This window comes from Brevundimonas sp. (genome assembly GCF_027487935.1).
Taxonomy (GTDB): Bacteria; Pseudomonadota; Alphaproteobacteria; order Caulobacterales; family Caulobacteraceae; genus Brevundimonas.
The window spans coordinates 114,154-126,533 of sequence record NZ_JAIYCP010000021.1 but is presented as its reverse complement, the minus strand read 5'-3'; the positions used below and the strand labels follow the sequence as shown (position 1 = coordinate 126,533).

The window sequence follows — 12,380 nt, the reverse complement described above, 5'->3', positions numbered from 1 at the left end:
CAGGATGAGCCTGCTCGACTTCGGCGATCCGAAGCGGCCGGTCGATCTGGTCTTCGTCCATGCCAACGGCTTTAACGCCCTGACCTACCGCACCCTGCTGGCCCCCCTGTCCGGGTCCCTGAGGATCTGGGCCCCGGACTTGCGAGGCCACGGCGGGGCCTCGCTTCCGGCCGAACCGCGTGGCCGGCGCAACTGGCACGATCACCGCGACGATCTCGTCGCCCTTCTGGATACGATCGAAGGGCCGCCCGTGGTGCTCGCAGGCCATTCCATGGGCGGCACGGCGGCCCTGCTGGCCGCGGCCGAACGCCCGGACCGGGTCGGCAGTCTCGTCCTGTTTGACCCGGTGGTCTGGCGTCGCTGGGTCGTCGCTGCCTTCCAACTGCCACTGCTGGACCGGCTCGGCTCGCGCATTCCGCTGGCCCGGAACGCCCTGCGCCGCCGCAAGGTCTTCGACAGTCGGCAGCAGGCCATGGCCGCCTGGCTGGGCCGCGGGGCCTTCCGTGGCTGGCCCGAGATGATGCTGGCCGACTATATCGCCGATGGCCTGGTCGAGACGCCCGAGGGATTCACCCTGGCCTGCGATCCCGAATGGGAGGCCTCCAATTTCGCCGCCCAGAGCCACGATCCCTGGCAGGCCCTGAAACGCCTCGACTGTCCGGTCAGCGTGTTGAAGGCCGAAACCGGCTCGCCCTGCCGAATGTCCGAAGACCGGCGTCGACTGCCGCATCTCACCGTCGGGACGGTGCCCGGCGGCACCCATTTCTTCCCCATGCTCCAGGCCGACATCGCCCGCGACGCCCTGTTCGAGGCGGCGGTCTAGAGACGCTGGCGCAGGGGCGGGCCAGGGGCTAAACCGCTGCCCATCCGACCCGACTGTTTCGTTCTCCAGGACCCTTTCCGATCATGCGCGACATCCACCATTTCATCGACGGCGCGTCCTTCACCGGTGCCTCGGGCCGCTTCTCGGACGTGTTCAACCCCAACACGGGCGAGGTCCAGGCCCGCGTCCAGCTGGCTTCGGTCGCCGAGATGGATCGCGCCGTCCAGGCCGCCCAGGCCGCCTTCGAAGGCTGGTCCTCGACCAATCCCCAGCGCCGCGCGCGGGTGATGTTCGAGTTCAAACGCCTCGTCGAGGCCAATATGGATCAGCTGGCCGAACTGCTGTCGGCCGAGCACGGCAAGGTCATCGCCGACTCAAAAGGTGACATCCAGCGCGGTCTGGAAGTCATCGAATTCGCCTGCGGCATCCCCCATGCCCTGAAGGGCGAATACACCTGGGGTGCCGGTCCCGGCATCGACGTCTATTCGATGCGCCAGCCGCTGGGCGTGGTTTCGGGCATCACCCCGTTCAACTTCCCGGCCATGATCCCGATGTGGATGTTCGGCGTCGCCATCGCCGTCGGCAATACCTTCATCCTCAAGCCCTCCGAGCGTGACCCGTCGGTGCCGGTCCGTCTGGCCGAGCTGATGATGGAAGCCGGAGCGCCCGCCGGCGTCCTCAACGTCGTCCATGGCGACAAGGCGGCGGTCGACGCCATCCTGACCCATCCGCAGATCCACGCCGTCAGCTTCGTCGGCTCGTCCGACATCGCCAACTATGTCTACCAGACCGGCGCGACCCACGGGAAACGCGTCCAGGCCATGGGTGGGGCCAAGAACCACGGCATCGTCCTGCCCGACGCCGACATGGACCAGGTCATCAAGGACCTGTCCGGCGCGGCCTATGGCTCGGCCGGCGAGCGCTGCATGGCCCTGCCGGTCGTGGTTCCGGTCGGCAAGAAGACCGCGGATGAACTCCGTGAACGGATGGTCGCCGAAATCCCGACGATGCGGGTCGGCACCTCGACCGACGCCGGTGCCCACTACGGCCCCGTCGTCACCGCCCAGCACAAGGCCCGCGTCGAGGGCTGGATCGAGACCGGGGTGCGCGAGGGCGCCGAACTGGTGGTCGACGGCCGTGGCTTCTCGCTGCAGGGCCACGAGAAGGGCTATTTCATCGGCCCGTCGCTGTTCGACCACGTCACCCCGGAGATGGAATCCTACAAGGAAGAGATCTTCGGCCCGGTGCTGCAGATCGTCCGCGCCGCCAGCTTCGAGGAGGCCCTGTCCCTGCCGTCGAAGCACCAGTACGGCAACGGCGTCGCCATCTTCACCCAGAACGGCCGCGCGGCCCGCGACTTCGCTGCCCGCGTCAATGTCGGCATGGTCGGGATCAATGTCCCGATCCCGGTGCCGGTCGCCTATCACACCTTCGGCGGCTGGAAGCGCTCGGCCTTCGGCGACACCAACCAGCACGGCATGGAGGGCGTGAAATTCTGGACCAAGGTCAAGACGGTCACGGCGCGGTGGCCCGACAGCGCGCTGGAACATGCGGATTCGAGCTTCGTCATCCCGACGATGGGGTGACGGCTCGCCTCACAGGCGTGCGCGACAACCCGATTCGATGCTAGGCGTTAACCTCTGCGAACCGTGAAGCTGGAGCGCCTCCCCCCATGCGTCGCTTTTTCATCTGGTCGGCCCTGGCCGTCGTCATCGGCCTCGCGCTCGCGGGCGGTGCCTACTGGGCCTACTGGAACTACTACGCCCGGTTCCAGCCCGTCACGGTGACCCGTAACCAGGCCGAAATCCAGCGCCTGCTGGATGAGGCGTCCTGGGTCTCGGCGGGCGGCGGCGGCGAGCCGCTCTACATCATCGGCTATCGCGACTCGGTGGCCATGGCCCGCTACGAGCGCGAGGAGATTCCCAAGCTGCGCGCCGCGGGCGTCGAGGCCCGCACCATCCTGTTCGCCCGCCCCGACCGCGAGGGCCTGGCCCAGTCGACCGCCGCCGAGCGCGCCACCATCGCCGAGCTCTGGCTGACCCGCGACTGGACCCTGTACCAGCGCTGGACCGCGACCCCGGTGCGCAACTGGACGGCCGCGGGCATTCCCGCCGCTGACGGCAATCTGGCACGCGGGGCCGTGGTCGAGGCCGGGCGGGATTTTGTCGCCCGTCTGTCTGCCGACCTGCAGGAAGCGGGCCTGTCGACGCGCTATCCGCTGATCATCTGGCGCGACCGGGAGGGCTTCATGAAGGCCTGCGCCTGTTCCGACCGCCGCTCCTGGGTCTTCATCCGCGACGATCTGGACGCGCCTGACCGGATCGATCCGTCGGATGTGGGACCGGTCGACCCTTCGGGAGCCCAGGCCGTCCCGGGCGACGGGGTTTCCGAAAGCCTGCCCTATCCGGACCTGGCCCCCTTCCCCCCGGCGGACGGCACCGCGCCGGGTGCCCCATCCGCGCCGGCCCCCGCTTCAAGCCCCGCCCCGCGCAAGGCACCCGAGGCGAAACAGGCGGAAGACACGACCTTCTTCTAGCCGGACGGGGGGATCAGAGCACGCGTTGGCAGGCGGCGATCAGCCGTTCGACATCGTCCGCGTCCTGATACAGGCCGAAGCCGAAGCGGATCACGTCGTCCCGCACATCGGTGACCACGCCTGCGTCCAGCAGCGCCGACTGCCAGGCCGATGCATCCTCATGCCGAAAGGCCAGGAAGCGCGCGCGTCGGGCCTCGCCCGTCAACGGGTTGATCAGCTCGGCCGCCGCCAGCCGCCCGACCTCCCCGTTCCCGACCGCAGACTGGAACCGGGCCATCAGGGCGTGGGCATGGGTACTGACGTCGGCGGTGCCCAGGCCGGCCTCGTCCAGCCTCCGCCGCACGGCGTTGAACCGGTACAGGGGCGAGACGTCGAAGGTCGCGCCCCAGAAGCGGCCGCCGTCGCTGCGGTATTGCACCCCGCCCGGCGGCCCTGACAGATCCCCGAACTCGGCGAACCAGCCGGTCACCACCGGCCGCGGGCAATAGCCGTCCGGCGCATGCAGGAAACAGACACCCTCTCCCGACATGGCGTATTTGTAGCCGCCCGAGACATAGAAGATCCGGTCCGCAACGGCCGAGAGATCCGTCGGCGTGGCCATGAAGCCGTGATAGCCGTCGATCACCACCCACGGCCCCGCCGGGTCGGCCAGGGCCGCCAGATCGGCGATCCGTCCGAAGGTCTGGCCGGTGCGGAAGAAGACCTGGCTGACGAGAATCAGATCGAAGCCGCCCCCGCTCGCGGCTTCGATGAACCGGTCGTCAAAGGTCCCGAAAGGATGCAGGGGCACACGGGTGATGACCGCCTCGCCGGCCTCTTCCCAACGCTCGCCCTGACGCCGGAACGAATGGAACTCCCCGTCGGTTGACAGGATGCGGACCGGCTTGCGCTCCACGCCTGACACGATCCGCAGCAGAAGGTCATGGGTATTGGGCGCGAACACTACCGTGTCGGGCGAGGGCAGGTTCAACTCCCTGGCCACATGGGCCTGTGCCTCGGGGATCACCTCACCGAAGATCAGGTCCCATTTCCGGTCGGCGAACCGGTTGGCCTCGACCCAGGCCCGCATCTGGCCGTCGAAGCTGGCGTCCGGCCACAGATGATGGCTGTGGGCCGCGAAATGCAGTCGCTCCGGGTCCAGCGACAGGGCGCGGGAGAAGAGGTCCTTGTGCGAACCGGCCATCCGCCGACCTAGATCAAACTACCGTGACAGTGTTTGAACTTGCGGCCCGAGCCGCAGGGGCAGGCTGAGTTGCGCGGCGTGCGCTCCCAGCCGACCGGCAGGACGTCGACCGGCAGGCGGGCGCGATCATCGCCCTGCAGCTGGCCTTCCGGATTCTGCGCGAACGGATTGGCCATCTCGTTCTCGCCGGTGCCGGGGTTCAGGTGGATTTCCTTGAACTCGGGCATGTCCATCGCCGGCGGCGCCTCGAAGCGGAACTCGACCGTCATCAGCCAGCGGGTGACATTGTGGCGCAGCTCATAGAGCAGCGTTTCGAACAGGTTGAAGGCCTCGGTCTTGTACTCGTTCAGCGGATCGCGCTGGCCATAGCCACGCAGGCCGATGACACCGCGCAGGTGGTCCAGATGGACCAGATGTTCGCGCCACTGCATGTCGATCATCTGCAGCAGGAACTGTTTCTCGAGGCCGCGGGTCTGTTCCGCGCCGATCTGCTCCAGGCGCTCGCTCGCGCGGGTGTCGGCGGCGGCGATGACCCGTTCCTCGATCTCCTCGTTGGAGACGCCTTCCTCGGCGGCCCAGTCGTGCAGGGGCAGCTCGAGGCCGAGGGTCGACTTCACCTTCTCGTTCAGGCCGTCGATGTCCCACTGCTCGGCATAGGCCTTGGGCGGCATATGCTTCTCGATCAGGTCGGAGATCACGTCGTTGCGGAATTCGCCGACCAGTTCGGACAGGTCGGTCGAGTCCATGAACTCCTGGCGTTGCTCGAACACGGCCTTGCGCTGGTCGTTCACGACGTCGTCGTATTTCAGCAGGTTCTTGCGGATGTCGTAGTTGCGGGTCTCGACCCGCTTCTGGGCGGTCTCGACGGCGCGGTTCAGCCAGGGGTGGCTGATCGCCTCGCCCTCGGCCACGCCGAAGCTGCGCATGATGGAGTCCAGACGGTCGCCGGCGAAGATGCGCAGCAGGTCGTCCTCGCAGGAGAGGAAGAATTTCGAGGTGCCGGGGTCGCCCTGACGGCCGGTCCGGCCGCGCAGCTGGTTGTCGATACGGCGGCTCTCGTGGCGCTCGGTGCCGAGGACGAACAGGCCGCCGGCGGCCAGCGACTTCTGCTTCTGAACGGCGATGTCGGCCTTCAGACGGGCCTCTTCCGCGGCCTCCATCTCCGGCGTGACTTCCTGCGCCAGGTTGCGCAGGTCCTGACGCCATTTCTGCAGGCGCATTTCCAGGTTGCCGCCCAGCTGGATGTCGGTGCCGCGGCCGGCCATGTTGGTGGCGATGGTCACCACGCCCGGCAGGCCTGCGTCGGCGACGATATAGGCTTCCTGCTCATGCTGGCGGGCGTTCAGCACACTGTGCGGAATGCCCTTGCCCGACTTGATTTCGATGTCGAAATCCTCGTCCTTCAGGGCCTGATAGGCCTTCTTCGCCTCCTTGCGGACCTTCTCGTCCTCGCTGGTGACCGCTTCCAGCAGATGGGCATGCTGGGGCTTCAGCGTCTTGAGGGTGACCTCATACTGGTAGGTCTTCAGCAGTTCGGACAGGGTTTCCGATTTTTCGATCGACACGGTGCCGACGAGGATCGGCTGACCCTTGACGTGGCATTCGGCGATCAGGGCCGCGATGGCCTGGTTCTTCTCCGCCGTGGTGCGGAAGATCTCGTCGTCGTGGTCGATGCGCTTGACCGGACGGTTGGTCGGCACCTCGAGGACATCCATCTTGTAGATGTCGAGGAATTCCTGGGCCTCGGTCGCCGCCGTGCCGGTCATGCCGGACAGCTTTTCATACAGGCGGAAATAGTTCTGGATCGTGACCGAGGCCAGGGTCTGGTTCTCGGGCATGATCTTCACGCCCTCCTTGGCCTCGATGGCCTGGTGCAGGCCCTCGGACAGGCGGCGACCCTGCATCATCCGGCCGGTGAACTCATCGATCAGCATGACCTCGCCGGCCTTGATGATGTAGTCCTTGTCCTTCTGATAAAGGGTGTTGGCGCGCAGGGCCTGGTTGATATGGTGCACCAGGGTGATGTTGGCGGCGTCATACAGACCGGTGGTGTCGGGCGCGAACAGCGCGCGCTCCTCCATGATCTGTTCGATCTTTTCTGATCCCTCCTCGGTCAGCAGCGCCTGACGCTGCTTCTCGTCCAGATCGAAGGTGGTCGGGTCCTGGATCAGTTCCTTGATGATGCCGTCGACGATCAGATACAGGTCCGACCGGTCTTCCGTCGGACCCGAAATGATCAGCGGCGTCCGGGCCTCGTCGACCAGGATGGAGTCGACCTCGTCGACGATGGCGAAATGGTGCGGACGCTGCACCATCTCCTTGCGGTCATAGACGAGGTTGTCGCGCAGATAGTCGAAGCCGAACTCGTTGTTGGTGCCGTAGGTGATGTCGGCCGCATAGGCCGCCTGGCGCTGTCCAGAGGACAGGCCGTTGACGATGACGCCGACCTCCATGCCGAGGAAGCGGTAGACCCGGCCCATCCATTCGGCGTCGCGCCGCGCCAGATAGTCATTGACGGTGATGACGTGCACGCCCTTGCCGAGCAGGGCGTTGAGATACACCGGTGCCACGGCGACCAGTGTCTTGCCCTCACCGGTGCGCATCTCGGCGATACCGCCGGCGTGCAGGATCATGCCGCCCGCGAGCTGAACGTCATACTGGCGCTGGCCCAGCACCCGCCTGGACGCCTCGCGCGCCACCGCAAAGGCCTCGTTCAGCAACTTGTCGAGGGTTTCGCCGCCTGCGATCCGGTCACGGAAAGCATCGGTCATCATGCGCAGCTCGTCGTCCGACAGGGCGGCGAACTTGTCCTCCAGCGCGTTGATCTTCTGAACCCGGCCCATGAAATCCTTGACCTTGCGGTCGTTGGAGGAGCCGAAAATCTTCTTGGCTATGCCGAGCATGGATGATCCGAAGGCGGGCGAGCCACAGGGGCTCTGGTACTGAAAGGTCCCGAAGGAACGGCGACGACTGCGCGGCGGGGAGGGGCACCGGCGACGACGACCCGATGCGCCTGACTCAGGCGCGCGCGAGGGCCGCGCGGTCGTTCGAAAACCCCTCGACTTGGGCGCAGGCGGGACTTAAGCACCGACCTTATCCCTGTCAACGCGAGGGGCTTTGCCGCCCTGTGACGGAGCGCGCCCAAATGCGGCTTTCAAGCCCCTTCGTTCCCGTCCTTCTTGCGGCGTTTCTGGCCCTTTCGGCGTGTGGTCGCGACGGCGGCTCCGACCGCGCGCCCGAGCCGGGTGACCGGTCCGTGGCCGAGGTCCAGGGCCAGACCATCTGGGCGTCCGACGTCAAGCGCGAGGCGGTGGCCCAGGGTCTGGTCGGTGAGGGCGAGCCGCTGGACGTGACCTCCGATCTGTTCCGTCGGGTGCTGGACGAGGTCATCGACCAGAAGCTGCTGGCCCGCGAGGCCGAGCGGCGTGGCCTCGACAACTCCGCCCTCGCCCAGCGCCGGCTGGAGGCGACGCGGGAGCGTATCCTCGGCGACATGCTGGTCGAGACCGTGGTCAACGGCTCCATCTCGGACCGCGCGGTGGAGACCATCTATCAGGAACAGGTGCGCCTCGCGGAGACGTCCGAGGAAATCCGCGTCCGCCTGATCCTGTCGCGGACCAGGCCCGAGGCCGACGCCGTGATCGGCATTCTGGCCCAGGGCGCCGCCTTCGAGGCCGTGGCCGCCGAAAGCTCGATCGACGACGCCACCCGCTATTCCGGCGGCGACCTCGGCTACCGGACCATCGACGTCATGCCCGAGGCCTACAAGAACGCCCTGCGCGACCGCCCCGCCGGCTCGACCGTCGGTCCGTTCCAGACCGAGGGCGGCTGGGCCGTGCTGCGGGTCGAGGACCGCCGTCGCGAAACGCCGCCGACGCTGGAGCAGGCCCGGCCCCAGATCGTCCGCTACCTGACCTATGAGGGCGTGCGCCAGTTGCTGGAGGAACTGCGCGGCAAGGCCGAGGTCGAGGTGCTTCTGCCCGATGATACGCCCCGTTCGCAGGAGCCGGCCTCGGCACCGCGCCCGTCCGCATCGTCCGTCGGAACCCCCGCTGCACCGGCCCGGCCGGCCGCCGCCGCGGCCCCCGCGCCCGGGAAGGCGTCATGAGCCGCCCGCCCAGGGCCGGCCGCGCCTCCACCGGCCAGAAGATCGAACAGGCCATCGAAAAGGCCTTCGACCCCCTGGCGACGGCCCTGAAACGCGCCACGACTCCGGCACCGGCAAGGTCACTGGCGGGGGCCGTACCGGGCAAGCCGGGGCTCGAGATTTCGCCCCTCGCCGTGCCCTTCCCGACCATTCCGCCCATCGGCGGGGTCGAGATCGCTACCGCACGGGCCGGCTTTTACAAACACGAGCGCGACGATCTGGTGGTGTTCAGCTTCGTGCGGGGCACCACCTGCGCCGGCGTCTTCACCCGTCACAAGGTCGGCTCTGCACCGGTCGACTGGTGCAAGCGGCAGCTGGACGCGGCCGAGGGCGGGCAGGATGTGCGGGCCCTGGTGGTCAATGCCGGCTGCGCCAATGCCTTTACCGGCAAGGCCGGGGCCGATGCGGCCCGTCGCACGGCCTCGGAGGTCGCCAAACGCTTCGGCTGCCGCCAGCGCGACGTCATGCTGGCCTCGACCGGAGTGATCGGCGTTGTGCTGGACGACCGCAAGATCGTCGCCCGCATGCCGGACATCGAGGCGGGGCTGGACGCCGAAAACTGGGCCCTCGCCGGCCGGGCCATCATGACCACCGACACCTTCCCCAAGGGGTCCTATGCCGAGTGCGAGATCGAGGGCCGCAAGGTCCGCATCGCCGGCATCGCCAAGGGGTCGGGCATGATCGCCCCCGACATGGCCACCATGCTGGGCTTCATCGTCACCGACGCAACCATCGCCCCGCCGGTGCTCCGCGCCCTGCTGGGCCTGCATGTCCGCACCACCTTCAACAGTGTCACCGTCGACGGCGATACCTCGACCAATGACACCTGCCTGCTGTTCGCCACGGGCGCGAGCGGTGCCCCGCGTATCGGCCGGGTCGGCGACCGCCGGCTGAAGGATTTCTCGGCGGCCCTGGAAAAGGTCATGCTCGACCTCGCCCACCAGCTGGTCCGCGACGGCGAAGGGGCGACCAAATTCGTCAAGGTCACGGTCGACGGCGCCGCCAGCCCCGCCTCGGCCCGCAAACTGGCCAAGTCGATCGCCGACAGCCCCCTGGTCAAGACCGCCCTGGCCGGTGAGGACGCCAACTGGGGCCGGGTCGTCATGGCCGTCGGCAAGACCGAGGAGCCGGTCGACCGCGACAGCCTCGCCATCCGTTTCGGCCCCCATGTCGCCGCCATCGACGGTGCCCCCGCGCCCAACTACGACGAGGCGAAGATGAGCGCCTATATGAAGAACGCCGAGATCGACATCACCGTCGACGTCGGCTGGGGCCGCGCCTCGGCGACGGTCTGGACCTGCGACCTGACCAAGCGGTACGTCGAGATCAACGGCGACTATCGTTCGTGAACGGCGCATTGCCCACCGTCCTCGTCGTCGCCGTGGCCCTGATCGATGCCGACGGCCGCGTCCTGATCGCCCAGCGGCCCGAGGGCAAGAAATTGGCCGGGCTGTGGGAGTTTCCCGGCGGCAAGGTCGAGCCGGGCGAGCGGCCCGAACAGGCCCTGATCCGCGAATTGCAGGAAGAACTCGGAATAGATGTCAGCGAGGCCTGCCTGGCCCCGTTCGTTTTTGCGAGCCACGCTTACGATTCGTTTCACCTCTTGATGCCATTGTATCTCTGCCGACGTTGGTCGGGGGTGGTGCAGAACCGCGAGCACGCGGCGCTGAAGTGGGTCAGGCCGAACCAGCTTTCGGACTATCCCATGCCACCGGCCGACGAACCGCTGGTCGCCTGGTTGCGCGACCTGCTCTAGCCACCGGAAGGAGGGGGCCGATGATGAAACGCTTCCTCTCCCGCCTCCTGCGCGACGAAAGCGGCGCGACCGCCATCGAATACGGCATGATCCTGGCGCTGATGTTCCTCGTCATCCTCGGCGCCTTGCAGGCCTTCGGCGCAACGGGCAGCGGTATCATAAACGGTGCCATGGACAGGGTCCGCGGCGCCATGGGCGGCTGAGGCTCAGTCCTCTCCCGTCTGCTCCCTGACCCCCAGCGCATCCGCCAGCCGCATCTTCGCTGACCCTCGCGGCAGGGGTTTCTGCTGGCTCTCGTGCGGGGCCCAGCCGGCCAGATGTACGATCTCGAAGGTCGCCGGAATGCGGCCGTCGTTGTCGGCATGGCGTTCCGCATACAGCTGCGCCGCCCGGCCGACGATGCCCCGCGTCAGCGGCCGCACCGGCCCCGCCAGACCATTGGTCTCGCCCATGGCGCGCAAATCCCGGATCAGGGCCGGCAGGTCGGGATAGCGCACCGTCACCCGGTCGACATCGGCCACCGGCAGGGCGAACCCGGCCCTCTGCAGCAGGGCCGCGCCGTCGAAACCGTCGGCAAAGGGCGAGACCCGGGCCTGGGCCCCGCCGCGCGCCTCCAGTTCGGCCTCGGTCAGGACCGCACGCAGCTCCTTCAGCGTCCCGGCTCCCAGCAGGGTGCCCAGAAACAGGCCGTCGGGTTTCAGCGCCCGCCGGATCTGGCTCAGGGCGCCCGGCAGGTCATTGGCCCAGTGCAGGCTCATCAGGGAGACGATCAGGTCCTGCGACCCGTCCACCAGATCGAGCGGGGCCGCACCCGGCCCGGCGCGCGCCGCCCGGTCGCCGACCGTCTTCACCGGGCCGACCCGGTCCGCCGCCCCGCTTTCGGCCAGGGCGGCGGCGAAGGCTCCCGGGTGCGCAGACAGATCAGCCGCCCCGGGCCAGTCGCGGACCAGGGCCTCCAGACTGCCCACGGCGTTCTCCGCCGCCCGCGCATGCAGGAAGTCGGCGCGGGAAAGCGATCGTTCGCTGCGTTCGAGCCTTGCCGTGCGGCGCTGAACGTCGAAGATATGCGGAGGACCGGAGGAAGGGCTCATGGGACTTCAGGATGGGGTCTGGCGCGACCGATTGAAAGCGGCCTTGCCGCGGATCGGGTTCGGTGCCCGTGTCGTTGCCCGCGGCGTGACCGACCTGCTGCTGCCGTCCCTGGCCCACGACAGCCCGGAGGCCGCCGGTTCCCCCGGCCTGACCGCCGGGGCCTGGAGCCGGGTGACCTTCCTCGAGGACCCGGTCTGTGACGGCTGCGGCGCGGGGTTCGAGATGGACGGCGGGCCTTTTGCCGCGCCCCGGTGCGCCGCCTGTCTGGCCCAGCCCTATGCCTTCGCCCGCGCCCGGGCGGCCTGCGTTTATGACGAGGCCTCGCGCGGCCTGATCCTGAAGTTCAAACATGGCGACCACCAGCCCTATGCGCCCCTGTTCGCCCGCTGGATCGCCCGTTCGTCCTCGCCATTGCTGGACGAAGCGGACGCCCTCGTTCCGGTGCCCCTGCACCGCTTTCGCCTGCTGTCGCGGCGTTTCAACCAGGCCGCCGAGATCGCCCGGCCGCTGGCGCGTGACGCGGGGCTCGACTACCTGCCGGACGCCCTGATCCGGACGACCCACACGACCACCCAGGGCGGCAAGTCCGCGCGCGGCCGTCGTCTGAATGTCAGAAAGGCCTTCGCCGTCAGCGAGGCGGGCCGGCGACGGATCAGGGGCCGCCGCATCCTTCTGGTCGACGATGTGCTGACCACGGGGGCCACCGCCGAGGCCTGCGCCCGGGCCCTGATCGAGGCCGGTGCCCGCGCTGTGGATCTCGCGGTCGTGGCCCGGGTGCGAACGGCACGGGAATTGCCTACATAGGGGCAGGCCCGGCCGCCCCGGCGGCGGGCGTTGCTTTCT

General features: G+C 68.1%; 11 protein-coding genes. 8 read left to right on the top strand and 3 right to left on the bottom strand.

Features of this window, described 5'->3' with window-relative positions; all coding sequences use genetic code 11:
* Window positions 1–4: 4 nt before the first annotated feature.
* The 3 genes from Q0053_RS07945 (at window position 5) to Q0053_RS07935 (ending at window position 3,359) form a co-directional block, all read left to right on the top strand.
* Window positions 5–823: an alpha/beta hydrolase gene (locus tag Q0053_RS07945; RefSeq protein WP_298098449.1), complete on the top strand. Its 819-nt coding sequence runs from the start codon at window positions 5–7 to the stop codon at window positions 821–823.
* A gap of 83 nt (window positions 824–906) precedes the next feature.
* Window positions 907–2,409, top strand: coding sequence for a CoA-acylating methylmalonate-semialdehyde dehydrogenase (locus Q0053_RS07940; protein ID WP_298098446.1), 1,503 nt, complete (start codon window positions 907–909; stop codon window positions 2,407–2,409).
* Between the two features lie 86 nt (window positions 2,410–2,495).
* Complete coding sequence (locus tag Q0053_RS07935; RefSeq protein WP_298098443.1) at window positions 2,496–3,359, top strand: hypothetical protein; 864 nt, start codon at window positions 2,496–2,498, stop codon at window positions 3,357–3,359.
* A 13-nt stretch (window positions 3,360–3,372) separates the two neighbouring features.
* Here Q0053_RS07935 and Q0053_RS07930 read toward each other — a convergent pair whose 3' ends face one another.
* Entirely contained in the window at window positions 3,373–4,542 is a 1,170-nt protein-coding gene (locus Q0053_RS07930) for an aminotransferase class V-fold PLP-dependent enzyme (protein ID WP_298098441.1), read from the bottom strand.
* Between the two features lie 8 nt (window positions 4,543–4,550).
* Window positions 4,551–7,445, bottom strand: coding sequence for a preprotein translocase subunit SecA (gene secA, locus Q0053_RS07925; RefSeq protein WP_298098439.1), 2,895 nt, complete (start codon window positions 7,443–7,445; stop codon window positions 4,551–4,553).
* 242 nt (window positions 7,446–7,687) lie between these two features.
* On the opposite strand from secA, the gene Q0053_RS07920 reads away from it, so the two are divergent.
* Genes Q0053_RS07920 through Q0053_RS07905 form a run of 4 tightly spaced genes read left to right on the top strand, consistent with a single transcriptional unit; the run spans window position 7,688 to window position 10,648 of the window.
* Entirely contained in the window at window positions 7,688–8,650 is a 963-nt protein-coding gene (locus Q0053_RS07920; RefSeq protein ID WP_298098437.1) for a peptidylprolyl isomerase, read from the top strand.
* On the top strand, window positions 8,647–10,038 hold the full coding sequence (gene argJ / locus Q0053_RS07915) for a bifunctional glutamate N-acetyltransferase/amino-acid acetyltransferase ArgJ (RefSeq protein ID WP_298098434.1): 1,392 nt from the start codon (window positions 8,647–8,649) through the stop codon (window positions 10,036–10,038). The genes Q0053_RS07920 and argJ overlap by 4 nt, the downstream gene beginning before the upstream one ends.
* Window positions 10,039–10,046: 8 nt before the next feature.
* Window positions 10,047–10,445, top strand: coding sequence for an 8-oxo-dGTP diphosphatase MutT (gene mutT, locus Q0053_RS07910; protein WP_298098431.1), 399 nt, complete (start codon window positions 10,047–10,049; stop codon window positions 10,443–10,445).
* 20 nt (window positions 10,446–10,465) lie between these two features.
* Window positions 10,466–10,648, top strand: a complete 183-nt coding sequence (locus Q0053_RS07905) for a Flp family type IVb pilin (RefSeq protein WP_367276679.1) — start codon at window positions 10,466–10,468, stop codon at window positions 10,646–10,648.
* A gap of 3 nt (window positions 10,649–10,651) precedes the next feature.
* Here Q0053_RS07905 and Q0053_RS07900 read toward each other — a convergent pair whose 3' ends face one another.
* A complete protein-coding gene (locus tag Q0053_RS07900; protein WP_298098428.1) occupies window positions 10,652–11,536 on the bottom strand; it encodes a methyltransferase domain-containing protein in 885 nt (294 codons plus the stop codon).
* On the opposite strand from Q0053_RS07900, the gene Q0053_RS07895 reads away from it, so the two are divergent.
* Window positions 11,535–12,341 (top strand): ComF family protein, encoded by an 807-nt coding sequence (locus Q0053_RS07895; protein WP_298098426.1) that lies wholly within the window; start codon window positions 11,535–11,537, stop codon window positions 12,339–12,341. The two genes, Q0053_RS07900 and Q0053_RS07895, sit on opposite strands and share 2 nt — an antisense overlap.
* The last annotated feature ends 39 nt before the right edge of the window (window positions 12,342–12,380 follow it).

Excerpts from the sequence above, each read along its gene's own strand:
- Q0053_RS07945 (WP_298098449.1), top strand. The coding sequence starts at position 5 with ATGAGCCTGCTCGACTTCGGCGATCCGAAGCGGCCGGTCGATCTGGTC.
- Q0053_RS07940 (WP_298098446.1), top strand. The coding sequence starts at position 907 with ATGCGCGACATCCACCATTTCATCGACGGCGCGTCCTTCACCGGTGCC.
- Q0053_RS07935 (WP_298098443.1), top strand. The coding sequence starts at position 2,496 with ATGCGTCGCTTTTTCATCTGGTCGGCCCTGGCCGTCGTCATCGGCCTC.
- Q0053_RS07930 (WP_298098441.1), bottom strand. The coding sequence starts at position 4,542 with ATGGCCGGTTCGCACAAGGACCTCTTCTCCCGCGCCCTGTCGCTGGAC.
- secA (WP_298098439.1), bottom strand. The coding sequence starts at position 7,445 with ATGCTCGGCATAGCCAAGAAGATTTTCGGCTCCTCCAACGACCGCAAG.
- Q0053_RS07920 (WP_298098437.1), top strand. The coding sequence starts at position 7,688 with ATGCGGCTTTCAAGCCCCTTCGTTCCCGTCCTTCTTGCGGCGTTTCTG.
- argJ (WP_298098434.1), top strand. The coding sequence starts at position 8,647 with ATGAGCCGCCCGCCCAGGGCCGGCCGCGCCTCCACCGGCCAGAAGATC.
- Q0053_RS07905 (WP_367276679.1), top strand. The coding sequence starts at position 10,466 with ATGATGAAACGCTTCCTCTCCCGCCTCCTGCGCGACGAAAGCGGCGCG.
- Q0053_RS07895 (WP_298098426.1), top strand. The coding sequence starts at position 11,535 with ATGGGACTTCAGGATGGGGTCTGGCGCGACCGATTGAAAGCGGCCTTG.
- Q0053_RS07900 (WP_298098428.1), bottom strand. The coding sequence starts at position 11,536 with ATGAGCCCTTCCTCCGGTCCTCCGCATATCTTCGACGTTCAGCGCCGC.